Origin of the sequence: Wolbachia endosymbiont (group A) of Sturmia bella, assembly GCF_964030905.1 — a bacterium.
In the GTDB taxonomy this organism is placed as follows: Bacteria; Pseudomonadota; Alphaproteobacteria; order Rickettsiales; family Anaplasmataceae; genus Wolbachia; species Wolbachia pipientis.
The window spans coordinates 494,267-519,439 of sequence record NZ_OZ034988.1 but is presented as its reverse complement, the minus strand read 5'-3'; the positions used below and the strand labels follow the sequence as shown (position 1 = coordinate 519,439).

Sequence of the window (25,173 nt, the reverse complement as noted above, 5' to 3'; positions counted from 1 at the left end):
CTGGTTTAAAGCTAATATTGCACGTAAAGTCAATATATTTTAGTTGATGGACGAGTTTGAAGTCAATAAGGAATCCCTTCAAAGCTGAAGGCAAGCGGAAGATTGTCTTCTCGACAGACAAAGGAATTGTATAATGGATTAAAAGGAACCGTATGACAAAAATTATAGCAAAAGAATATACAGAATTTTTAGAGCAATTGAAGGATCATATTGCAACAAACCGTTATAAAGCAGCACTTGCAGTAAATAGTAAGCTTATTTTGCTTTACCACCATATTGGTACAGAGATCCTAAAACGCCAAAAAGAACATACCTGGGGAGCTAAGGTAATTGATCAATTAAGTAAGGATTTGAGAAGTACATTTCCAGAAATGAAAGGCTTTAGCATGAGAAATCTGAAGTATATGCGTAAGTTTGCCGAAGAATATCCTGATGTTGAATTTGTGCAGGAGCCTCTTGCACAATTAACTTGGTATCACAATATCACTCTTTTGGAAAAAATAGAAAGTCATGAAATAAGATTATTTTATGTAAAAAAAGCTATTGAACATGGCTGGTCACGTAACATTATGGTGATGCAGATAGAACTTGGACTACATAAACGTCAAGGAAAAGCAATAACTAATTTTAAAGAAAAATTACCATCTCCACAATCCGATCTAGCACATTACACATTAAAAGATCCGTATATTTTTGATTTTTTAAGTATAGGTAAGGATGCTCATGAAAGAGAAGTAGAAAAAGGACTCGTAGGGCATATGGAAAAATTTCTGTTAGAACTCGGTGAAGGATTTGCATTTGTTGGTAGACAATTTCATTTAGATGTTGGTAATAAAGACTTTTATATTGATTTATTATTCTATCATTTAAAGTTACGTTGCTTCGTAGTGATTGAACTAAAAGATAAGGATTTTAAGCCGGAATATGCTGGTAAAATGAATTTTTATCTTTCTGCAGTTGATGATTTACTGAAGCACTCGACAGATCAACCTTCTATAGGGTTAATCTTATGTAAATCTAAAGACGATGTACTTGCTAAATATACACTCCGAGACATGAACAAGCCAATAGGGCTAGCAGAATATCGAATAACTGAAAATCTACCAGAGAACATAAAAACAGCTTTACCGACGATAGAAGAATTAGAAGCTGAATTATCCAAAATTTCAGACGAGGAAAAGTAATGTTACTAAAATCATTCAAACAATTATTTAGCAAACCAAAAGCTCAGTATGAAATGCATCAGGCTCAGGAAGAAGAGTGGCAGCCAATAACTTACTCTCTCATAGCCTTGAAACTTTGGAAGCAAACAGTAACGGAGTAAGTGATTTTTATGGATTACACGCTCTAGGTGCACTATCCTATATATCATACGGTCAATACACTCTAAATGAGATGGAAAGATGAAGGCATCATTATAGCTGCTAAAAAATACGGCGATAAAAACTTAATTCTTTCTCTGTTTACAAAAAATCATGGAAAGCGCAGGGGATTAACTAAGCTAACAAACAATAGCAATTATAAGTTTCAGATAAGTAATCTATTACATGCAGAATGGAGTGCTAAGTTACCTGAAAATCTAGGTTTTTTTAAGTGCGAATTAATCGAATCTCCATTCCATCATTTCTTTCAAGATAGGTTAAAAAGCATTACTATTGTTTCTTTCTCCTCTATTTTAGAAAAAGTGCTTCCAGAAAGTGAACCCTGTGCCATGCTGTATGACAATTTTCGATATTTCATCGATGTAATTAAACACAACAATCAGTCTTGGCAAAGCCATTATCTTAACTTAGAGCTTCTGCTTCTTACGCAATTGGGATTCAAGTTAGACTTATCCAAATGCGCTGTAACAGGTGTTAAGGAAAATTTACAATTTATTTCTCCAAAAACTGGTAGAGCAGTGTCAAAAAAAGTAGGAGATTATTATGCAGATAAACTCCTACCTTTTCCACAAATGTTACATGATGTATACAATAATAACCTACAAAACAGCTACTCATTCCAAGAATTTCAGTTAGGACTGAAAGTCACAGGATATTTTTTAAATAAGTATCTATTTTTGCAGTTAAACGTGAAATTTCCAGAGCTGAGAAACCTCATGTTGTCGCTTTAATCTTAGCAGTCCTACGTCATACCGCGATTCATTCGCGGTATCTCTTAGCATAGATCCAGCTAACAAGTAGCGGGATGACGAACTTATCGTCATGCCACCGCGAACCGTCATACCGTGATTTATTCACGGTATCTCTTAGCATAGATCCAGCTAACAAGCAGCGGGACGACGGTTGTCAGGGTGTCATCCCAGCGCCCCTATGATGTCATCCCAGTGCCCAGACACTGGGATCCAGAAAAGTTTGCTTGTGAACAAGCAAACTAGCATGGAAAGTGGTTACAACGTTTTCGATGAGATTATATGGAAAACTGGATTCCAGTGTCAAGCACTGGAATGACAAGGTATAAACCTTATCGTCATGCTGCCGCGAACCGTCATACCGCGAATGAATCGCGGTATCTCAGCATAGATTCCGCTAACTAGTAGCGGAATGACGGTTGTCGGCAAACTTAAGCCACTTTAGCTATAGCCAGTAACCACTCTATTTCTACCACTGTTTTTTGCTTTATATAAATATTTGTCGGCACGTACTATAAATTCTTTAATATTGTCAAGGTCAGATTCTTGCATTTCTGCAATTCCAATGCTCACAGTTACATCGTGGGTTGTATTTTTATCCGCAAGTATAAAAGGTTTTTTAGCAATAATTTTTCGTATTCTCTCCGCAATAGTATACGCATCTGATACATTGGTATCTGGCATTACAACAACAAACTCCTCACCACCAAACCTAGCTAGTAAATCTGTCACTCTGATATTTTCAGAAATTCTTTTCTGTATTTGCTTTAAAAGTTCATCTCCAGCACTATGCCCAAAACTGTCATTCACTATCTTAAAATAGTCTATATCAAGTATCATAAGAGACAACCTTCTATCCTTTTCCACAGAGTCCTTAACAATGTTTCTTAAGTGTGCATCAAAATATCTTCTATTATAACAGTTAGTTAATGGGTCCTTTATAGACATTTCCGCATTATTAAATAAATTCATTCTCAAGGCATCTTGATATCTTTTGCGTTTTACTTGCGAATTAACCCTTGCTATTAGCTCACCCTCATCCAAAGGTACTGTTAAATAATCATTAGCACCTACATCAAGTGCTTTTACTAAATTGTTTTTATCATAATCCTCAGAAAGAATCAGAATTGGTGTATAACGTGTTTCCACCTTACTACGAAACTCAGAACACAAACGCAAGCCGTCAGTTTTTGAAAATTGCATATCAGAAATGATCAGGTCGTAACCATTCTCAATACCAACCTTCAATGCTTCCATTGGATCACTCAGTATTTTAATTGACCTAAAGCGTTGCTTTAATATATTATATATCTGCTCTGCTTGATGAACATCCTCATCTATAACAAGTACGTTAGCATCAAAAATCTGATTGGAATAATCCATAATACTGTTTCCTGCGACTCCACCAATCTCAGCGTTAGTTTCTCCTCTCAAACGCAATTCATCGATAATCATCTTTAAGCGTGTGAGAGACTTAATTCGTGAAGATAAAGCAGTTTCGTTTATTGGTTTAGTCAGAAAATCATCCGCGCCAGCATTAATACCTTGCACTCTATCATGAGTATCATGCAGCGCAGTTACCATAATTATTGGAATATGGGTTGTCAAGGGATCACTCTTTAGCTCCTTACAAACTTCAAAGCCATTCATCTTTGGCATCATGATATCAAGTAATATAATATCAGGCTGCTGCTTTGCTACTAAATCTATAGCTTCTTCACCATCATGAGCTACGATAACCGTATAGTACTCTGCTTTTAGTCGAGCTTCTAAAAGCTTGACATTAGATAGTACATCATCTACTACCAGAATCTTCGCTGTCATTATCTTTAGATGTATTATCTATATCGTAAGTAGGATAAAGCTTACCATTTTTACCAACTATGTAATTTACTTTCTCAGTATTACACTCTTTATATAAGTCTTCAATTTCGGCATCCTTCAATAACCTTCTGGCTTTTAACCTTACAATTGTAAAATACCTATATATAGTCTTAATAAAATCAATAAATACAGGTACCTTATTTTTATCAAGAACAATTATGCTCACTAAAGCTACAACTAAAATTTCTGAAAGACCTATATTGAACATTTTCCTATGAAGCAAGTACTTTAATCCTTCTGATTATAAATATTAATTTGCTTAAATCAAGTTTAGAAGCAACCATCTCATCTAAAAAACTATTATAACGTTCTATGTAGTCCTTATCATTACAAGCCCAGGTTTGAACCTTATCTTCAGGGTTATCAGTAGCTTTTATGACTTTAACAGCTAGCTTGTGATGGTAATTGCTTAAATCGTCCAATAAATCATTAACTAAGCTGCGATCCCAATAAGAAGAGCGGCTTTTCATCTTGATGGCAATTGTCCTAATCAGATCGAATCTTAACAGCGACTTTAACTCAAAGTATATTTTACCAGCATCAAGAATGGACAAAGATGTCTGTTCAGCAACAGATATAATATCCAGTGCATAAGTAAGAACGCACAGGTCAGCAATTTTTTTTGCTAGATCTTTATCTATATTAAGTTCCACTAAAGAAGTGTATCCATGATTATAGACCTTTAACAGGTGTTCATCTAAAACATCATGGCCTAAAGTTTCAATTGCATCTTTAAATTTTGTAACATCATCCAATTCTACAAAGCTAAGATTTTTTACTAACCAAAACGATACTCTGCCAATAAATTTCTGCACATTTCTCACTATTTGCAAGTATGAGTTAATATCAATTTTTCCATCCAATTCATCAATTTTCTGCCACAGGTTATTTAAATCATATAGGTGGTTAACAACGATATATATGTTAACTGCTTCGTGTACCTTAATTCCAGTATTCTCAACTAAATTATTAATAAATATACAGCCCATCCTATTTACAACATCATTTGCAATGCAAGTGGAGATAATTTCTCTACGAAGTTGGTGTTTTAATATGAAATCCTTAAACTCTGTTGACATCTTTTTAGGAAAATAACCTAGCAAGTAGTCATTAGATATAAGATCTTTTTCAGGCAGATCGGAATGTATAATTTTATTTTTTATTGCTGTTCTAGCATAAGATATTAGAATAGAAAGCTGAGGAGAACTGAAACCTTCTGCACCGGTTAACATCCTTGCTACCTCTTCGTCAGCTGGAAGAAATTCTACGCTTCGGTTTAACAGCCCAGATTTTTCTAAACTGAGCAGTAACCTGTGGTCCTGCTCCAATCTCTCTTTAGCTTGCAAACACTCAAGAAGTAATGCTTTTGTTTCAATTCTGTTGTGGTTCTCAAGCACCTTGGATGCAACTTCATCCACCATACTTGCCAGTATTTCATTCCTTTTTTCTAAAGAAATACCCCCTGCTTTCATAGCTGAAACAAATGCAATCTTAATGTTAACTTCAAGGTCCGAACATATCACTCCGGCTGAATTATCAACAAAATCTGTATTGATATATCCACCTCTTTCAGCATATTCTATTCTCCCAAGCTGTGTACAACCAAGATTTCCACCCTCTATAAACATAGAAGCTCTAATATCCTTACCGTTTACTCTTAATTCATCGTTTGCTTTGTCACCGACCATGCTATGACTTTCACTCTTTGCCTTAACAAACGTGCCGATTCCTCCGTTCCATATGAAGTCCACTTCTGCTTTGAGTAGATATCTAATCAAATCACTTGGAGATAACGTATCTTCCGTTATGTCAAAGCATTTTTTCATTTCTTGAGAAAGATTTACTTGCTTGCTGCTACGCTCAAATACCCCGCCACCCTGAGAGATCAAATCTTTGTTATAGTCCATCCAGGTTGAAAATGGTAACTTAAAGAGACGTTTACGTTCTGTGAAACTCTTTTCTGCATCAGGATTTGGATCAATAAAAATATGCATATGGTTAAATGCGCCGATTAAATGTATATTTTTTGAAAGCAGCATACCGTTTCCAAATAGATCGCCAGACATATCCCCAATTCCAATAACAGTTGCATCCTGGTAAATATCCTTATTCATTTTCCAAAAATGCCTCTGTGCTGCAATCCATGCACCTCTTGCTGTAATACCCATTTTCTTATGGTCGTAACCTGCTGATCCACCAGATGCAAATGCATCGCCAAGCCAAAAGTTATATTCAGAGGCTATCTGGTTGGCATAATCAGAAAATGAAGCAGTTCCTTTATCAGCAGCAACCACGAGATATGGATCATCTTCATCATACCTAATCACATTCTCTGGTGGAATTATTTTATCATCAACCACGTTATCAGTAATATCAAGCATTCCTCTGATAAAACTCTTATAGCACTCAACACCTTTCTCTCTTAAAATATTCTTATCTTTATAAGCTTGCTTTATTACAAACCCACCCTTTGCACCAACAGGGACAATAACCGCATTTTTTGTCATCTGAGCTTTCATGAGCCCCAAAACTTCAGTGCGAAAATCTTCCGTCCTATCCGACCACCTTAAGCCACCACGGGCTAATTTCCCTCCTCTTAGATGTATTCCCTCAAAAAGGTTTGAATAAATATGCAATTCACGATACGGACGAGGATCAGGTAAACCATTTATTTTACTTGGGTCAAATTTTGTAGATAAATATGGTTTATCGTCTTGATAATAACTGGTCCTTAAAATAGCCATTATCAAGTTAAATATCGAGCGCAAAACGTAATCATGTGAAACATTGCTGATCTCTTTTAGAAGTTCCTCAATTTTTTCTCTGACAATGTCCGTAGTTTCTGCTCTATCAATGTCTATGTTAGGATCAAATCTTGCATGAAATAGTTGTATCAAATACTTTACTATTTTTGGATGCTCTGAGACTACCTTTTGGATATATTCTGGATTGTAGTTAAATGACGTCTGCTTTAGGTAAGCACTTAACGCTCTAACCAGAAGCACTTCTTTCCACTTGAGCCCAGCAATAATGATCAAACTATTGAAATAGTCATTTTTAATTTCCTTGCTAAACACTTTCGCAAGTGTTATTTCAAATTGCTCTTTTAGAGTAATGTTGTCTATTAATTCATCGACTCTTGACAACACAAAATGGTGTATCCATATTCCACCGTTAATTTCTATGTAATAGCCATTATGAGATAGAATTTTAGCTCCCAAATTCTTAGTGATCCTTAATATCTTCGATAATCCAAGGTCTCCATTGTTTGGAGTATAAACCTTTAATTGATAATTAAGATTATCACGAGTAAGTCTTAAATCGACCTCGCTAACTCCTTTCTTCCTCACTATCTCCAATTTTTTCATATCGTAATATGCGTCATGAGGTTCGAAACTCTCTTGATAGCTTATTGGAAATGCCTTGCAATAACGGATGAATATATCCTCAACAGTGCTAAAAGTATTGTATAAATTGTCTATAAAACGATCTTCCCACTTTTCTGTAATGTTTCTTAATTTGTTTTCGATACGCAAAACTTCATCATCAAGAACGCTAGCATTTTTGGTCTTTAGCACTACATGCAATTTCATCAAATCATATTCATTGATAATGTGATTGTTATAAATATCTGAACTTCCTGCACTTGTCTCATCCTTCAATATGTCACGTATCTTGAACATTAGCCTAGCGCTAGCATAACGCATCGGTATCAGCACTATGCAACTAATAAAATCCCCGACTCTTCTTAAAAATAATCTGACCCTTGGCCTAATCGCAAGAGACATGATCGAAATGCAAATTTTAAATAATTCGTCTTCATTTGATTGGAATAATTCATCACAAGAGAACACTTGCAAAATAGAAATCAAAGCTTTGTTATTGTGGCCCCCGGTTACAAACCCTGCATTTTTTTCTATAACTTTAACTTTATCTCTTATTATTGGAATAGTTCTAATATCTTGGACCTCCGCTACAGAAGTAAATAGCCCGAAAAAACGCCGTTCCTTTACCACATTACCCTGGTCATCAAATTCTTTTACTCCTATACAATTCATGTATGTACGCCGATGGACTATTGAGATTAGATCTGATCTCAATATGTATAGGGAATCAAGGTTTGCAGAAGGAATCAACGTACTTTGACCTACTCTCATCAGGCCAAGGTCCTTTTTGCTGTCACAGACGAGTTTTTCATCTTTACCAGCAATATATTCTTGATAACCTAGAAATACGAAGTTATTATTCTTTAACCAAACTAGAAAATCTTTTTGCTCTTGATTTCGGTCTGGTGTCATTCCAGTGCGTGACACTGGAATCCACGTGTCCTTTTCCTGGATCCCAGCTGGGATGACAGAAAGACTTGCCTCATCAAGTTTCTTGAGCATTAAGTGCCAATCTTTCACAACGCAATTAACCGCTTTCAGCGTTTTCTGTAGAGATTCTTTTAATGTATCAACAAAGCTGTCACTTATACCTTTGATAATTACATATATGACTGACTCTTTGACTCCATTGCTTTCTTCCAAAGAGTAAATCCCGTCTATTAGGCCATCTTTTCTTTTAATGTTAATTATGCTGTTGCTGTAATAGCATATGGTTAAATCGTGCGACTTAATAGTTGCAATAACGGAGTCAACCAAAAATGGCATATCATCGTTTGTTATCTTAATCGTGGTAAAATCGCCTTCTATTCCTGGTATATCATCTATATTGCTTACTACTAACTTACTTTCATCTTTCTCTTTTTGAGAAACAAAATTGTAAGCATCGTTTACAATATATAGCAAAAACTTATCATTGGCTTTTAGGTCGCTTTTATAAACAAAACTATAAAAATACTTAATAAATTTTTTAATTTTTTCTTTATCTTGCTGATTTTCTTGATCAGCTAACTTAAATAAAGACTCAGTGTCAACATTATGATCTATACACATTTTTTTTAACAAAAATACACAGTGAACTTAAACCTTTTTAACTAAGATTTCATTATCAAGAGCGTACACTATTAGCTCATCATTTTCTACTACTTCCCCTGATAAAACTAATTTAGCTAAATTATTTTGAATACACTCTTGTATAACCCTTTTTAAGGGCCTTGCTCCATATTCAGGGTCATAGCCAGTTTGTGCTATTAGTTCTTTAGCTTCCTGCAACAAACTTATACTCAGTTTACGCTTAGCAAGTGTTTTTTGTAAATAAGAAAATTGAACATCTATAATTTTATAGATGTCATCTCTGGTTAAACTGTGGAATATAATAATTTCATCCAGCCTGTTTAAAAATTCTGGACGAAATGCTGATTTAACTATTTGCATCACTTCATTTCTTACAGAATCAACATTCCCTTTTAGCATTATCTCAGCGCCAAGGTTAGAAGTTAAAATCAGTATGGTGTTGCGAAAATCAATTAATTTACCATGACTATCAGTGAGTCTACCCTCATCCAAGATTTGCAGCAATAGATTAAATATATCTGGATTTGCTTTCTCGATTTCATCAAACAGAATAACCTGATATGGCCTTCTTCTTACCGCTTCAGTTAATCTGCCACCTTGTTCATAGCCAACATACCCTGGAGGCGCGCCAATTAACTTTGAAACAGAATGTTTTTCCATATATTCTGACATATCAAAACGCAAAAGCGCTGATTGATCGTCAAACAGAAATTCAGCTAAGGCTTTCGCAAGTTCGGTTTTACCAACTCCAGTTGGACCTAAAAATAAAAATGAACCAAAAGGCTTATTGGTATCTTGCACCCCAGAGCGGGAGCGCCTAACTGCATTACTTATCGCTTCTATTGCATCTTTCTGCCCTATTACTCTTCTTCCTATTTCATTCTCCATGTTAAGGAGTTTTTCCTTTTCACTATGCATCATATTATCAACTGGAATTCCCGTCCACTTTGAAACAATGTTTGCAATATCATCTCCAGTCACTTCTTTCTTTAAGAAACTATCAGTAACCTTTTCCTGATTTTTTAATTCATTCTCAAGCTGAGGGATCACACCATACATAAGCTCTCCTGCCCTTCCCAAATTCCCACTACGCTGAACTAATTCCAACTCTTTTCTAGCGTTATCTAATTTTTCGGCTGTTTCTTGTATTCTAGCTATTTTATTCTTTTCCATCTGCCATTTGCTGTTCAAGTCAGCAAATTTACTGTTTAGATTTTCGATCTCTTCATTTATCTTTTTTAAACGCTGTTTAGAATTTTCATCACTTTCTTTTTTTAGAGCCTCTGCTTCAATCTTTAGCTGTATAACCTTTCTCTCAAGTTCATCAATAACTTCAGGCTTGCTATCCATTTCAATTCTCACCCTACTTGCTGCTTCATCAATCAAATCAATTGCTTTATCAGGTAAAAACCTATCTGTTATATATCTATTGGATAACGTTGCAGCAGCAATTATTGCACCGTCTGTAATTCTTATACCATGATGCACCTCATATCTTTCCTTCAAACCCCTGAGTATTGAAATGGTATCAGTTTCAGTTGGTTGAGAGATAAACACAGGCTGAAAACGCCTTGCAAGTGCAGGATCTTTTTCTATATGCTGACGATATTCATCTAAAGTTGTGGCTCCTATACAGCGAATTTCTCCACGCGCAAGAGCAGGCTTCAGCAGATTCGAGGCATCCATTGCACCACTTGTTGCTCCTGCTCCAACTAAAGTATGAAGCTCATCTATAAACAAGATAACTTTTCCCTCCGCTCTCGAAAGCTCATTAATAACTGCTTTTAACCTTTCTTCAAATTCTCCTCTAAACTTAGTGCCAGCAATTAGTGCTCCAAGATCCAAAGCTAAGACCTTTGCATCATGCAAACCAAGTGGTACATCGTTTGCAACAATTCTATTTGCAAGCCCCTCAACTATTGCAGTTTTTCCAACACCAGGTTCACCGATCAGCACTGGATTATTTTTTGTCCGCCTCAGTGATACCTGCATAGTTCTTCTGATCTCTTCATCACGACCAATTACAGGATCAAGCTTTCCTTGCATAGCAAGCTCTGTAACATCTTTTGTATATTTCTTTGCCGCATTTAATTTTTCCTCACTGTTTGGCGAGTCCGCACTGCTGCCCTTTCTCATTTCTGCAACAACTGAGTTCAGTTTTTGTGGAGTCACACCATTCTCTGCCAGAATTTTGCCTACAGTATCATCTTTTTGTGCAGTGAGGCCCTGCAGTAAACGCTCGACAGCAACAAATGAATCTTTATTTCTCTTTGCAATACCAATTGAATCTTCAAAAACTTTTGCTATTTCTCTTGAAAGTTGAAGGCCACCACTTCCTGGACCTTCAATTACTGGCAACTTTTTTATTGCACTATCCACAGCATCGGAAATACTCTGCACATTTCCACCACAAGCGTTTATCAAATCCTGAACTAAACCTGATTCATCTTCAAGCATCACTTTTAGTAAATGCTCAGGCATAAAAATCTGATGCCCAGCTCCCAACGCTTTCATTTGAGCACTTTGAATTAGACTTTTTGCTTTTTCAGTAAATTTATTTAAGTCCATAACACCAGTTAAATTCGTATTTGCTGATGTATATAACAACTGATTTCATAAATTTAAACCTAAAGTTGTTTATTGTTAGGTATGAAATTTAAAACTTTCTTAAAAAAGGAACTATCATAGTAACCATACAAATATCTTGTATCTCAAGACCTTTGGTTTTTGTTGCTGAAAATGGTTGTATTATTTAAGTTATTAACAATATACAATACTAAGTTAATGTAATTTATTTGGAGATGACAGGAAAATTTATTGTAACTTTATATTTTAAATAGAATAAAGTTCTTTTGTTAGTATTGTCCTTTTTGTAAAAAATATTCCTAATTTCTTCATCATTTCTGTGGGTAAGGTCATCTGCTTCTCTACCTCAAGTGGTTAACAAAGTTTCTTGTCACGAGGGACCAAATGGAAATCTGCTCGTTTTCACGCGAATTAATGTTACAAATTCTATACATTTCGTTACAAAATGGCATTCGCTTTCTCCATTATCCTTTACCTGCATTTTCATCAGCGTTCCTTGCGGTTTGCTTGCCATATAGGCGGAAATACAGGCTTACCCTGTTCCTTCTGTCATACAACAGTGGGTTAGGTGACTTCTCTATACCGGTGATTTGCGTACATCCAGAAATGAAAAATGTCACATTACCTTTTGGTCGGAGCTTATCAGCATCTTTAGCTCTTTAATCGTTACGATACTTATGAAGCTTCACTTACGTTCACCATACCACTAAGCCTAGCTCTCCAACCACATGATGCTTGTAGTTTATGCTCCTTTCACGATTGAGCATCTTCTTTTTCAAGAGGAGGTTCATTGTCCGCATCGCTTGGCACCAACCGGTTACCCGATTCGCACTGATGCATAGACTCAGATGGCAAAACATCTGGTTTAATAAGTTTTAGAACTCTTTTAGTTTCTTTCTGAAGGAATTCCTCTCCTTTTAAACAATATGACCGAAGGCTTTCAGGTCGCACCATTTCAATAATTAGCTGGGTTCCAGCAGAATCAGTACAGAAAACATCAACAATACTTTGTTTTTTAGAGGCAATCTCAGCATCCATGATAGTGCTGAGAAATTCTATTTCTTCTATTTCATCTTTGCCAGCGAAGCCCAATATATCATTGAGAAAGTGAATGAGAATATCTTTATTTTTCTCAGTGCCAAATATTCTCTTGAACGCGAAATTGTTTTTTGGATCGAGAAATTTCGAAAAGGCCATAATTAAATACAATTAGGAGACGAATAATTATACACTATTTTTCGCAAATGTTCAACCTCTGATTACTCCTTATTCTTTGCCCTTCCTGCACGCTTACGTTCATTTGGATCAAGGAATTTCTTGCGTAAACGTATAGATTTTGGAGTTACTTCCACCAATTCATCATCATCTATATACGCTATCATATCCTCCAGTGTCATTATCTTTGGTGGAGTGAGCTTTATAGCTTCATCACTACCTGAAGCTCTTACGTTTGTTAATTGCTTACCCTTTAACACATTTATCTCCAAATCATTGTCACGGCTATGCTGGCCGACAACCATGCCACAATATACCTTATCCTGTGGCTTAATAAACATAATTCCCCTGTCTTGCAAATTGAAAATTGCATATGCCACAGCCTCACCCTTATCTGTAGAAATTAAAACTCCATTGCGCCTTCCAGAAATTGGACCTCTATGTGGAGCATAACTGTGAAATAAACGGTTAATTATGCCTGTGCCACGAGAATCAGTTAAAAACTCTCCTTGATAACCGATTAATCCTCTTGATGGCACTAAAAACGTTAATCTTGTCCTGCCATTACCAGAAGGTCTCATGTCAGTTACTTCACCTTTACGGAAGCTGAGTTTTTCCATGATGATTCCACTATATTCATCATCTACATCAATTACTACTTCCTCTATAGGTTCAAGTTTTTTACCGCCTTCTTCTTTAAATAACACGCGAGGGCGTGATACCGAAAGCTCAAAACCTTCTCTCCTCATATTTTCAATTAACACTCCAAGCTGTAACTCACCACGCCCACCTACTTCAAATGCTTCACCGCTTGGTGCCAAAGTCACAGTAATTGCAACATTTGTTTCTGCTTCCGCATATAAACGATCCTTTATAGCAGTTGAAGTAAGCTTTGTACCTTCTTGCCCAGCAAAAGGTGAATCATTAACGCTCAGAGTAATCGCCATTGTTGGCGGATCAACTGGAGTTGAGCTTACTGCAGTTGTAACTTCTGGTGCTGCTATAGTATCTGAAACCGAAGCTTCCTCAAGTCCTGCAATTGCAATTATGTCTCCCGCCACAGCTTGTTCTACTGGAATGCGTTTCAAGCCAGAAAATGAGAGCAACTTAGTTAATCTTCCTCGTTCAATTACTTTGCCATCGAGGTCAAGCACCTTAAGATCTGAATTGACTTTTGCAATGCCCTGATAAACCTTTCCTGTCAATATTCTGCCAAGAAACTTATCAGACTCAAGTAGAGTGACCAACATAGCAAAAGGTGCATTTTGATTATAAACAGAAGGTTTTATATAATCTATAACCGTTGAAAATAATGGGCTTAAATCTTTTCTTTCATCAGAAAGCTCCTTAGCACACCAGCCATTTCTACCTGAAGCATACAACACTGGAAAATCTAGCTGCTCGTTGGTTGCATCAAGGTTAAAAAATAACTCATATATTTCATTTAATACTTCATCAATTCTGCTATCTGGTCGGTCGACCTTATTGATTATCACAATTGGCTTCAAATTTGCTTTTAGTGCTTTTGAGAGCACAAATTTTGTTTGTGGCATGGGACCTTCTGCAGCGTCAACCAGCAGCAACACACCATCTGCCATGCACAATACCCTTTCCACTTCCCCACCAAAGTCCGCGTGCCCTGGCGTGTCAATAATATTGATCTTTTCATCGCCCCACATTATTGATGTACATTTTGCAAGTATTGTAATTCCGCGTTCACGCTCTTGATCACCACTATCCATCACTCGTTCTTGAACTTCTTGATTCTCGCGGAATGTGCCACTTTGTTTTAACATGTTATCAAGTAAAGTAGTTTTACCGTGGTCAACGTGTGCGATTATTGCTATATTTCGGATCGATTTAAATTCGTTCATTTTCTATCATTTTAAAATTAATTTAGTAATAAGTATACATAAAATACACTTGGAGTAAATAACTAAAGCTGTGTATAAATGCTGTGTTTCCAAGATATTATAGGATTACTTTGTTAAATATTCCCTACTCCCAGGTTTTGTTATGGGTAGTTGTTTTAATTCACTTGGAAGTTCTTCCTCGCTGTAGTTTTTGATGTTCAGTTCAATCAAAGATATGACAGGAAAAGGCAGTTTCGTTTCACTATTTCTCTTTATCAAAGAAGCTTCAGCAACAACTTTACCTCCTTCCCCTTCTGCACATTCCACTGCTTCAAGTGAAGATTTACCTGTGGTTATTACATCTTCAATGAGCAATATTTTCTCACCCTTTTTGATCTTAAATCCACGGCGTAATTCAAACTTACCATTAACGCGCTCGCAAAACATTGTCTTTATTCCAAGCTGCCTGCCAATCTCATAACCCACAATTATTCCACCAATTGCAGGAGATAATATTAAATCTATGGAGCTATTTAATTCTTTTTTTATTTTATCTGCTAATAATGCGCAAACTTTCATGGCTCTGCTTGGATTTTCAAAAATCTTCGCACACTGTATGTATGTGTCACTATGCAGCCCGGATGATAAAACAAAATGCCCATGCAAAATTGCTTCTGCTTCTTTAAATTCTTTTATTATTAGGTTATTTTCGTCTAATATCATTTTTTAAGTTTCACTATTACATTCTTTATTAATTATCTGAGTGATACAAACATCAGACCACACATTTATTGCAGTTTCAAACATATCGATGATTGTATAAATAGGCAAAATCAGTCCCATAATATGCAGAGGAACATTCATCGACATGAGATAACTGGTTGCCATAAAATAGCACCCCATCGGCACTCCAGCGTTACCAATTGCAGCCCCTGTAGCTAAAAAAATCCATATCAACATTTCGCTTAAGGAAAATACGTATCCGTTCATTTCTGCAACAAACATTACAGTGATTAGTATAAATGCAGCACATGCATTCATGTTAATTGTTGTGCATATTGGTAAAATAAAAGACGATAATTTCTTTGGCACCTTTAGCTTGTTCTGCACACATTCTATAGTTGTTGGCAATGTTGCACTGGATGATTTAGAAAAAAACGCAAGTGTGAGTGCTGGCATAACCCCTTTCAGCGTTTGAATTGGTGATATGCCTTTATACCACATAAATAGCGGTAAAATCAGAAATGCCTGCACAAAATTTGCAGACATTATGCAAACAAAATACCATAAAAGATTGTAGAACTCACTACCGCCTTTTAATTCATGCAAAAAACATGTAATAAAAGACCAAACAGCAAGCGGAATAAATTTTAATAACCCTTGAGCAATTTTAAGTAGCGTATCAAAAAGTGCAGAGAATACTTGATATAATATATCCTGCTTTTCTTTTGAAAGTGAAACAATAGCTCCACCCATCAAAAAAGCGATTAATATGCTACCAATCATATTATTTTCAAGAAAAACTTGCACAAAATTAGAAGGAATGAGTGATTTTAAATATGAAAAATAACTGTGGTTATTGCTGTTAATACTCCCTATTGTATTACTTATGAAATTTTTTCTTGCTGGATCTATTAACAAATAAAACGATAATGCAACAAACGCAGCTATAATAGTTGTAAGCAGAGTATAAAATAGTGTTTTCTTAACTAAGACTTTGATTTCAATTGAGTCTTTGAGCCCGGAAATTGTGGAAACTATGGATAAAAAAACCAGAGGTAAGCTTATTAATTTGAGCAAGCTGATAAAGATATCACTAAATAGCTTTGCTATTTCAAATATGATTTCATTGTTTAGGTAGTAAGCAACTATTGCAAGCAGTATAGAAAAAAGTATTGCAAACTTGTGCATTGAAAATAAAACTTCAAAGTAACATTATACAATAATTTTGCTGTTTTGGAATCAGATTGATAGACAAAATAACTTTACAGATTAGGGAAAGATAAGAGGATGTGTTTATTCGGAGACAGTGTAAGATTTCTTAATTTAAATTTAGGTGCACTTAGCCCATTCTGGTGATAACAAATTGGAATAGATAAGATATGATAACTAACTCTTCTGCGAGTATATAGTTTTGCCGGACACAACAGTACGTACTACGTGTCCTTTTACTTTGCGACCATCGAAAGGAGAATTCTTTGATTTACTAGCAAAGTTGTCAGTTTTAATTTCCCATTCATGATTGAGGTCAACTAAAATTAAGTCTGCAGCAAGGTTTTTTTGTATACGACCACGTGGTATGTGTATTATATCTGCAGGCTTATATGTCAATTTTGCAAGCACATCAAGTAGACCCATTTGCCCACTGTGATAGAGTTCAAGTGAAAGGGGCAGCATTGTTTCAAGACCAACAATACCAAATGCAGCATTTTCAAGTGGTAGATCTTTAGAACTACGATCATGCGGAGCGTGATCAGTTGCAATGCAATCAATCACACCTGTCTTTAAACCTTCAACCATAGCTAAACGATCTTCTTCAGTGCGAAGCGGCGGATTCATTTTTGCAATTGCTCCATGTTGTTTTACTATATCTTCAGTCAAAGTGAAGTGATGAGGGGTTACTTCGCACGTAACATTTAATCCCAAATCTTTTGCACGTTTAATAGCATCAAGTGAATCTTTTGAAGAGACATGTAGAATATGGTAGTGCACATTTTCCATATCCTTCATTAGCAGTATATCACGATTTACCATAACCGATTCTGACGCACTCAAGATCCCCTTTACTCCCAATTCTTCAGAAATTTTACCTTCGTTGATTGCGCCACCAGCAGATAAATTTAAATCTTCTGCATGTTGAGCAATAGGAACATTCAGCATACTTGAATAAAGCAGCGCCTGTCTCATAATCATTGGGTTCATAACTGGCATGCCATCATCGGTGAACCCAACCGCACCTGCTTCCTTTAAAAGTGCCATTTCAGTCAGGTGTTCTTCCGAAGTGGTGATTTTAGCGTAAAATTCAACGTTTACATGTGAAGTTTCAAGTGCTCTATATTTCAAATATTTAGCCAAAATAACGCTATCAATTGCTGGAACAGTGTTTGGCTGACAAACTACAGTTGTAACTCCCCCCGCAGCTGCAGATTTGCTGCCTGTATATATAGTTTCTTTATGTTCCTGGCCTGGTTCACGAAAATGTACGTGAATGTCAATAAGGCCTGGCATTAGAACAAGCCCTTTACAGTCTATTGTTTCATCAACTCCACTTGTTGAAAATAATGATTCACCAAAGTCAACAATTTTATCCCCTTCAGTCAATAATGAACCTTTTATATCAAGTTTAGTTTCCGGGTCGATAATACGAGCATTAGTATACGCAATTTTATAGCCTTCCTTTTGCCCTGTTTGCAACAAATCCCAAGTTTGAGTCATTATATTTGAGTATCGATTATAAAATAAATCTAAAGTTTTTTTAATAAAACACAACCAAATTAAAACACAGACTAAGAGCTGTCTTGAATTAAAGTGCTTTCATTACCCTAAAGATTTGGTTCTTATAACCTAGTTAGCTCAGTTTTAACGTTAATGTGTGAAGCTCTGAGTTCTGTTGAAGGATTTTCCAGCTGAATATCTAGCTCATTCTGTATGTTCGATAAACAAATTAAAGCTGAATCAAAAATTTCATCACACTGCTTTGCTTCATGTATATCATCAATTATTTCCTCGAATTCTTCCACATCATCCATTTCTTGCGGCGCACTTTTTAATATCGCTTTTATTTGGTTTAAGTTTTGACGAATTTTCTCCTGATATCCAGCAATTCTCTCTTGATATATATCAATCATTTTTTGACATGCGTTGCCTCTAAATGGATGTTCTTTTTTCTCTTTTATGTAAGAACTTTGAAAGTCTTTACAGTTAAGGATTGCTTCTCTATGTTTTTTTATGTCATTAATTGCGCTGATTATCGACTTATCTATTTTCTTTAAATTTTCTTCCCGTTCTTCTCTTTTAATTATACTTTTGGATTCATTTTTTATCTGGTTCATTTTGTCATACAGGTTTCTGCATCCTTTGTAAGATGCCATTGGTTGTAACATTCCTTCTTTTACACCTTTATTGTAAAAATTCTTCAACTCATCACTTGATAGTATTGTTATAGCATCTTCCCTTTTACCTTGTGATTTAGGATACTTTTTATTCAATAAACTAACATGATTTAACAAGAAATCTCTAACTAGCCCTTCTTTTTTTACTTCGGATAATCTTTCTAGTGTTTCTATATATTTCAGAGTTTCCGCAAAGAGCTGTCCACCAGAGGGAGCAAATCCTTGAAGTGATTTACTCTGTGCTTTACAAAAATCGGTTTGTAAAAAATCTTCAGCTTGTTTTTTTATTACTGAAAGTTCATTAAAGGCTTTTTCTGGATTGATTTTTCTCAAAATACTAATAGCTTTTCTAATCGCTTTTTCTCTCTTTTTATTATCTTGCTTTTCATTTAATATGAGATGTTCAGTTTTGGTAAAAGCATTACCTTGATCACTCTTTGCAATGTTACAAACGATGTTTTTTACAACTTCTTCGGTTGCTGCATAATCTATTTCTTTTGCAAAGCAGTCAACAAATGATTGCCAAACTTTTTTATTAACAAGTTTACTTGTCTTATTTTCAAAATCTTCTATATCTTTGAATCCTAAAATAGTATAGAGATTTTTTTCGATTATTGGTTCGGCATGTTGTTTTGCCACTTTACCTTTTATATTGAATGGAAATTTACTAATCTTAGTTGTACCCACAATATTACCTCAATATTAACGCTATCTATAAAAGTATAAAGATTTAATATTTAATTTTTAATTAATACTAGCACAGCTAACTACGGGAGCATTATGCTAGCATCAATTAACACTTTAACTTCTAACTTGTCATCAGTAATATTGTTTATATAAAAACTATAATTTTTTATGCCTGAACTTGGGAATATATTGCTATTGCTAGCCTGCTTATTGTCTTTGACATATTTGTTTTTACCGCTTAGTTCTTGTCGGTTTATTACCACTGCCATATTTTTTTGTGTATCAGCGTCAATGGCTATTTTGATCTACTGCCACATTACAAATGATTTTTCACTTGAAAACGTATACTACCACTCACACACAACAAAACCTTTGATCTACAAGATTTGTGGTGTTTGGGGAAACAAAGAAGGGTCCATGTTGCTTTGGACCTTAGTGCTTGTCATGTATTTATTACTAATGGATATTTATATACCTTCTATCATCCCAGTTTCCCCCTCTGTCATCCCAGTGCCCAGACACTGGTATCCAGACAATTTAATTGCAAATGAGTACATCAAATGGCAGTGTAATAAAAACTGGATTCCAGTGTCAAGCACTGGAATGACACCAGAACGAACTAATGGTAGTAAATTAAAAAAAATATCTCTTATCACTCATGGGCTGATTTGCTTTTGTTTTTTGCTGTTCACTTTAATTGAATCCAGCCCCTTCACTAAAATGCCAGGCATTGAAACAGATGGATTGGGTTTTAATCCGATATTGCAGGATATAGGCCTTGCTATTCATCCACCGATATTATATTTGGGGTACCTTGGATTTAGCGTTCCTTTTTCGCTCTCTATAGCTGGATTAATTTTAAATACTGAAGGAAATGTTTGGGCTAAAATTGTCAGGCCTTGGGTACTTATTTCTTGGTCGCTGCTCACTTTGGGCATCAGCTTGGGTAGCTGGTGGGCATATCGCGAACTTGGGTGGGGTGGATTTTGGTTTTGGGATCCAGTGGAAAACGTTTCTTTGATGCCGTGGCTAATTGCAGTAGCGCTGACACATTTGTTGCTCGTGGTACGGAATTTCAATGTTTTAAGGAACTTTGCTATTTTACTTACGCTTACAACTTTTATATTGAGTGTGACTGGAACATTTCTAGTCCGCTCAGGAATACTTACCTCAGTGCACACGTTTGCAGATGACCCAAGATATGGACTATATATATTAGCTCTACTTGGTGTAATTACAGTCAGTAGCTTAGTAATATTTGTAGTATTTACGAGAAAAAATCACACGCCTGCGATGTCATTCCAATGCTTGACACTGGAATCCAGAAAGAAACTTGCTACTCAAGTGACAGAGGGTAGAAGATTCTTTTCACGCTTTACGATGATACTGATGAACAATTTATTATTCATCACTGCCTTTTTCATCGTGTTCGTTGGCACTTTATACCCTACAGTGCTTGAGTATTTAACCGGTGAATTAATTTCAGTTGGAGCACCATATTACAATTCTTTATTTAACTCTATTGCACTAGCTATTCTAGTGCTCACCATGATCGGGCAATACTGCAGTTGGCAGGGAAATAGTCTATTGCCAATATTCCGTGAATATAGATTTTCATTCTGCAGTGCTGCAGCTATTTTGCCGTTTATCTTTCACATGGAGCTAATAATTGTGCTATCAATTACTATCTCCATAGCATTATTAATCTTTGTTTTAGAAGCATACAGTAAAAGAATTCGTTTATTTAAGGTAGCATTTGGTGAATCAATTTTATTAGCAAGAAGAGTTTCTAAGTCCTACTATGCAATGATGCTTGCTCATGCTGGAGTGGCAATTCTAGTGCTTGGTATAGCTTATTCAGTTGGTTGGCAGGAGAAAAAAGAAAATTACTTAAAAATAGGGGATAGCATAACAGTCAATAAATTTAAAGTTACTTTACGCAATATTGAGCTAATAAAAGAAAAAAATTTCCATGCAGTGAGGGGTACAATGGATATCAGGAATTTGCTGAATAATAAGATATTAGGTGAAGTAACTCCTGAATATAGATTTTACCTTGCGGAAGGTCAGAAAAATGTTGAAAGCAGTATCTACCACAATTTGCTTTCTGATATTTATGTTGTAATTGGAGAGATTGATAAGAGTAAGAGCAAAATCGCAGCCAAAGTGCACTATAAACCTGGAATGTCTATAATCTGGCTTGGATCCTTTCTTATCGCTTTTGGTTCGCTCCTTGCTGCTTTTCCTTTTAGTGGACGAGCAAGGATTGTCTAGCTGTCGTGGATTTATTAACAACGCTCCTAGGTCCAGAGTGCAACGTATGAGAAATTACCGAGCTATAGATACTGATTTGCAAAGGTTAGAACCAAAGAAAGTTATATTTTTTTATTGACAGACCTATATATTACGATATTCACTAAGGGATTAGTGAGTAATGGTTATACAATATGAATGGTGGGGTATCAGGCAAGGAAAAAGTTATACGCACTCCTTTCGATTTTAAGGAGCCTTACAGCGATTGGCGTCAAATTTTTAAACGTCCTAATCAACAGTATAACCCTTCCAACTATGATTCGTCGAGCGAAATAAATGAACACGATATAGAAACTCAAAAGATTGAAGAAGGTGATGGCCATGATTCAGGTATTAGTTCCGATGATGAGGATGACCGGACAACTTATACAGCAGTACAATTAACTAATGATTCTCTTGATAGCCAAAGATATACAGGAATATGCATTCCAACACCAACTGATGGTTGGGTAGGTGAAAATAATCATCAGACTGGTTTATCAGGTGATTTGCCAGACGTGAGTAATAATCCACAAATTTTTGAAAGTACTGATTCAGTACAGCTAGATAATATTGTTTTTAGCAATCTAATTCAGCTTTCCTTGATTAGTCAAGAGCATAATTCTACCTGCAATGATCATGTAATTTGTGATTCAGGTCACAATTCTGACGATGAGGATCAGATTCCAGAGGACTTTCCTTCAAGGAAACGAGTACGATCGATTGAAATTGATCAGTTTGAACCGTTGTACAAGAAGAGGAAAATAGAAGCACAAAATAATCAAAAATATACAGAAAATGTATGTAATCCAACAAATGGTGGTTTGTTAGGTGAAAGTGATAATCCACAAACTTTTGAAAGCGATCCTTTACAGCATGGTAGTAATGGTTTAGGTTATAACTTCAATGGTTATAGTCAAGCAACTTATAGTAAATTAAGTGCTTCAGATCAAGAAGAGGGTCAAGGCTATTCTTTAGGTGGTTCTTGTGAAAATAAAGAAAATTTGACAAAGGGCGCTGGTGGTAGTAATCAGACTTTTGAAGGTGAACAGAAAAGCTCAGAATTTCCGAAAGTTGACAATTGGTCAGATAGTGATGGGAACTCAGAAGATAGTTCGGACTCAAAAAAGGGTTCGTACTATAGTTCAGGTAATCTTGATTCAATGGAGTTAACAGATGATTTGGATTCAGAAAATGATCGGGACCTAGAAGATGATAATCCTTTTCTAAAAGACTCACTTTTTATGAAACTAAAAATGTCGTTAACTCAAAGTAAACAGGATCTGATTGATAAATGCTGTGGGGAGGTGAGAGGTATAACAGAACAAAATGAACAAAAAGATATAAAAAATACTCCAGAAAGTATTAAGTGCATAGTAGCTAAATACTTAGAAAAAGAAGTAAGAGGTTGTCCGGAAACAAGTAAAAGGCTATAATATCTGAAATTTTAGTACGGGGTAAAGATGAGAAAAAAGTATCCAACAGATCTAAGCGAAAGGGAATGGGCAAGAATAGAAAAACACTTCAGAGTATCATACAAGAAAGGAGGAAGGCTGCCAAAGTATAGCAAAAAAGAAATATTAGAAGCAATTTTCTATGTATTGCGTACAGGGTGTCAATGGCGGTATTTACCAAATGATTTTCCGCTATGGAAGACTGTGTATGAGCAGTTCAGGCAATGGAAGAAGCAGGGAATTTTTGAGAAAATGAATTATGAAATTACAAAATATAGTAGAAGAAAAATAGGAAGGAATGAGCAGCCGAGTGCCTGTATAGTAGATAGTCAATCTGTAAAGACTACAGAAAAGGGGGGATCAAAGGCTATGATGGAAGTAAAAAAGTAAAGGGTAGAAAAAGGCATATAATTACAGACACTCAGGGTTTTATACTAGGTTGTTACGTAGGCGCTGCTAACGAAAATGATAGAGATGGTATTAAAATAGCATTAAACAATATGAGAACAAAATATACTAAAGTTAAAAAAATGTGGGCTGACATGGGATACCAAGGAAGAAATTTAAAGAATCACATAAAGGAAGAATATGACATAGATATTGAAATTGTTAAAAGGCCTCCATGTAGATTTTGGGTGCACAAAGATACGCCACCTGAGCTACTACCAACAAGAGAACAAGGGTTTAAAGTACAGCCAAGAAGATGGGTTGTAGAAAGGACTTTTGCTTGGGTTAATAGGAATAGAAGGCTATCGAAGGAGTATGATTTACTCACAACATCCACTGAGAATTTCATATACCTAGCTATGAGTAGGGTTATGTTAAAGAGGGAATATGCTTGAATTTACTAGTTTCCGGACAACCTCTAATGTTAAATTTAAAATGTAGTTGTTGTAACAAAACTGTAACAAATACAGTATTTGAAGAAATAAAAGATCTTACTAGTGGTAGTCATATAAGTAACAGAAGTAACACTTTTGTATTTGATAACTTTCCCTATCAAAGTAAAGATAAAAACTGTAACAAAGAAAGTAAAGGTCAAAACTGTAACAAAGAAAGTGAAGATCAAAACTGTAATAAAGAAAGTGAAGATCAAAACTGTAACAAAAAAAATGAAGTGTCCGAAGAGGACATTATCAAAAGCATTGTTAGTAATTTATTGTTAGAAGGTGGGAAAGTAAAACGCCATAATTTTTTCGATGGGAATGAGTTTGAGCAGATAGTTACTTGTAATGGATTTGATGATGGTCTTTCTGAGAAATGTAAGGAAATTGAAAGCAAGCTAAAAGGTTTAGCATATGAAAGTATTGTAAACAAAAGCAAGCAGACTCAAAATGTATTAGGAGTAGACAAGGATAATAGATATTTTTGTATAGAGTACTCGCAAGATAGTATTGTTGAAGTTGCAGAAATCCTAAACAATGAAAAAGCCAAAGACTTAAATTTAAGAGTTGGCATACTCAAAATTGGAGAAAGTATAGTAAGAGTTGAAAATGTAGAAGAAATAGGGGGAAAAAGAAATTACATGGATGTCTCAAAAGGTGGTATTGAAATGTCTTTTACTACTGAGGTAGGAGAGATAAGTATTTATCTAAGTCCTAGTGAGAAAGGCAGCAATAAAATAAAAGTGGAGATTGATGGGGAAAACAGAGCAAGGCTTAATGAGTTAAAAAATAGGGGAAAAAGTTTAGGGGAAAACTGTCTTTTAGGAGGAAAAAGTGTTGAGGAAGCTATAGAGCATGAAAGTTTTGAAAGATATGGCAGTGTACCTAACACTGCTATGAAGGAACCTAGCTTAGGTTGCGTTGCTAACATAGCAAGGGGGGGATAAGCTTGCAGAGATAAAATGATGGGCCAAATTGGCAGTATTTCGCTTTTGTAATGTACTTCAAAATGGTAGTATGCAAGCTAGATAGAACTTAATTGACAGACAAGAATTAACTGATGGAAAAATTGACATAATCAAACAATCACAGAATAAACTAGTGAATTTTTTGAAAA

Annotated in this window: 18 protein-coding genes and 1 pseudogene; 8 read left to right on the top strand and 11 right to left on the bottom strand. The window is 35.5% G+C overall.

Translation table 11 applies throughout. From position 1 onward, the window contains the following. The first annotated feature begins 152 nt into the window (after nucleotides 1-152). The 4 genes from ACQH3L_RS02530 (at nucleotide 153) to ACQH3L_RS02515 (ending at nucleotide 2,450) form a co-directional block, all read left to right on the top strand. Entirely contained in the window at nucleotides 153-1,184 is a 1,032-nt protein-coding gene (locus tag ACQH3L_RS02530) for a PDDEXK nuclease domain-containing protein (RefSeq protein WP_038199734.1), read from the top strand. A 76-nt stretch (nucleotides 1,185-1,260) separates the two neighbouring features. Continuing rightward, nucleotides 1,261-1,407, top strand: a complete 147-nt coding sequence (locus tag ACQH3L_RS02525) for a hypothetical protein (RefSeq protein ID WP_007548499.1) — start codon at nucleotides 1,261-1,263, stop codon at nucleotides 1,405-1,407. After that, the gene (gene recO, locus ACQH3L_RS02520; protein ID WP_010082260.1) at nucleotides 1,391-2,113 is read left to right on the top strand and encodes a DNA repair protein RecO; all 723 of its coding nucleotides are present in this window, start codon (nucleotides 1,391-1,393) and stop codon (nucleotides 2,111-2,113) included. The genes ACQH3L_RS02525 and recO overlap by 17 nt, the downstream gene beginning before the upstream one ends. Before the next feature lie 172 nt (nucleotides 2,114-2,285). Further along, entirely contained in the window at nucleotides 2,286-2,450 is a 165-nt protein-coding gene (locus ACQH3L_RS02515; protein WP_010962440.1) for a hypothetical protein, read from the top strand. 122 nt (nucleotides 2,451-2,572) lie between these two features. Here ACQH3L_RS02515 and ACQH3L_RS02510 read toward each other — a convergent pair whose 3' ends face one another. The 11 genes and pseudogenes from ACQH3L_RS02510 to ACQH3L_RS02460 form a co-directional block, all read right to left on the bottom strand. Continuing rightward, the gene (locus ACQH3L_RS02510) at nucleotides 2,573-3,955 is read right to left on the bottom strand and encodes a PleD family two-component system response regulator (RefSeq protein WP_010082259.1); all 1,383 of its coding nucleotides are present in this window, start codon (nucleotides 3,953-3,955) and stop codon (nucleotides 2,573-2,575) included. Beyond that, complete coding sequence (gene tatB / locus ACQH3L_RS02505; RefSeq protein ID WP_425384948.1) at nucleotides 3,927-4,223, bottom strand: Sec-independent protein translocase subunit TatB; 297 nt, start codon at nucleotides 4,221-4,223, stop codon at nucleotides 3,927-3,929. The genes ACQH3L_RS02510 and tatB overlap by 29 nt, the downstream gene beginning before the upstream one ends. Before the next feature lie 4 nt (nucleotides 4,224-4,227). Next, a complete protein-coding gene (locus tag ACQH3L_RS02500; RefSeq protein ID WP_425385007.1) occupies nucleotides 4,228-8,952 on the bottom strand; it encodes an NAD-glutamate dehydrogenase in 4,725 nt (1,574 codons plus the stop codon). Between the two features lie 27 nt (nucleotides 8,953-8,979). Next, a complete protein-coding gene (gene clpB / locus ACQH3L_RS02495) occupies nucleotides 8,980-11,541 on the bottom strand; it encodes an ATP-dependent chaperone ClpB (protein ID WP_095742641.1) in 2,562 nt (853 codons plus the stop codon). Nucleotides 11,542-11,929: 388 nt separating this feature from the next. Beyond that, the gene (locus tag ACQH3L_RS02490; RefSeq protein ID WP_173862872.1) at nucleotides 11,930-12,073 is read right to left on the bottom strand and encodes a hypothetical protein; all 144 of its coding nucleotides are present in this window, start codon (nucleotides 12,071-12,073) and stop codon (nucleotides 11,930-11,932) included. A gap of 437 nt (nucleotides 12,074-12,510) precedes the next feature. Further along, nucleotides 12,511-12,756, bottom strand: a pseudogene (locus ACQH3L_RS02485) (PD-(D/E)XK nuclease family transposase); the annotation flags it as partial. A gap of 62 nt (nucleotides 12,757-12,818) precedes the next feature. Next, nucleotides 12,819-14,648: a translational GTPase TypA gene (typA, locus tag ACQH3L_RS02480; RefSeq protein ID WP_010962447.1), complete on the bottom strand. Its 1,830-nt coding sequence runs from the start codon at nucleotides 14,646-14,648 to the stop codon at nucleotides 12,819-12,821. 105 nt (nucleotides 14,649-14,753) lie between these two features. Beyond that, nucleotides 14,754-15,350, bottom strand: coding sequence for an orotate phosphoribosyltransferase (pyrE, locus tag ACQH3L_RS02475; protein ID WP_006279657.1), 597 nt, complete (start codon nucleotides 15,348-15,350; stop codon nucleotides 14,754-14,756). Nucleotides 15,351-15,353: 3 nt separating this feature from the next. Beyond that, nucleotides 15,354-16,538 (bottom strand): dicarboxylate/amino acid:cation symporter, encoded by a 1,185-nt coding sequence (locus ACQH3L_RS02470; protein ID WP_010082165.1) that lies wholly within the window; start codon nucleotides 16,536-16,538, stop codon nucleotides 15,354-15,356. Between the two features lie 198 nt (nucleotides 16,539-16,736). After that, complete coding sequence (locus ACQH3L_RS02465) at nucleotides 16,737-18,062, bottom strand: dihydroorotase (protein ID WP_022626228.1); 1,326 nt, start codon at nucleotides 18,060-18,062, stop codon at nucleotides 16,737-16,739. Nucleotides 18,063-18,184: 122 nt separating this feature from the next. Further along, nucleotides 18,185-19,426: a hypothetical protein gene (locus ACQH3L_RS02460; RefSeq protein ID WP_425384947.1), complete on the bottom strand. Its 1,242-nt coding sequence runs from the start codon at nucleotides 19,424-19,426 to the stop codon at nucleotides 18,185-18,187. A 168-nt stretch (nucleotides 19,427-19,594) separates the two neighbouring features. Here ACQH3L_RS02460 and ACQH3L_RS02455 point away from each other — a divergent pair, with 168 nt between their 5' ends. From ACQH3L_RS02455 to ACQH3L_RS02440, 4 genes are all read left to right on the top strand, one after another. Next, nucleotides 19,595-21,700 carry a heme lyase CcmF/NrfE family subunit gene (locus ACQH3L_RS02455; protein WP_425384946.1) on the top strand — a complete coding sequence of 702 codons (2,106 nt, stop codon included), beginning with the start codon at nucleotides 19,595-19,597 and terminating at the stop codon, nucleotides 21,698-21,700. A 173-nt stretch (nucleotides 21,701-21,873) separates the two neighbouring features. After that, nucleotides 21,874-23,154 (top strand): hypothetical protein, encoded by a 1,281-nt coding sequence (locus ACQH3L_RS02450; protein WP_425384945.1) that lies wholly within the window; start codon nucleotides 21,874-21,876, stop codon nucleotides 23,152-23,154. 27 nt (nucleotides 23,155-23,181) lie between these two features. Beyond that, nucleotides 23,182-24,014 (top strand): IS5-like element ISWpi1 family transposase gene (locus ACQH3L_RS02445; RefSeq protein ID WP_264374449.1). Its coding sequence is split into 2 segments (ribosomal slippage): nucleotides 23,182-23,551 and nucleotides 23,551-24,014, totalling 834 coding nucleotides; the frame shifts between segments, so codons are not numbered across the junction. Further along, entirely contained in the window at nucleotides 24,011-25,003 is a 993-nt protein-coding gene (locus tag ACQH3L_RS02440) for a hypothetical protein (RefSeq protein WP_425384944.1), read from the top strand. Before ACQH3L_RS02445 ends, ACQH3L_RS02440 begins: the two co-directional genes overlap by 4 nt. Nucleotides 25,004-25,173 lie beyond the last annotated feature (170 nt).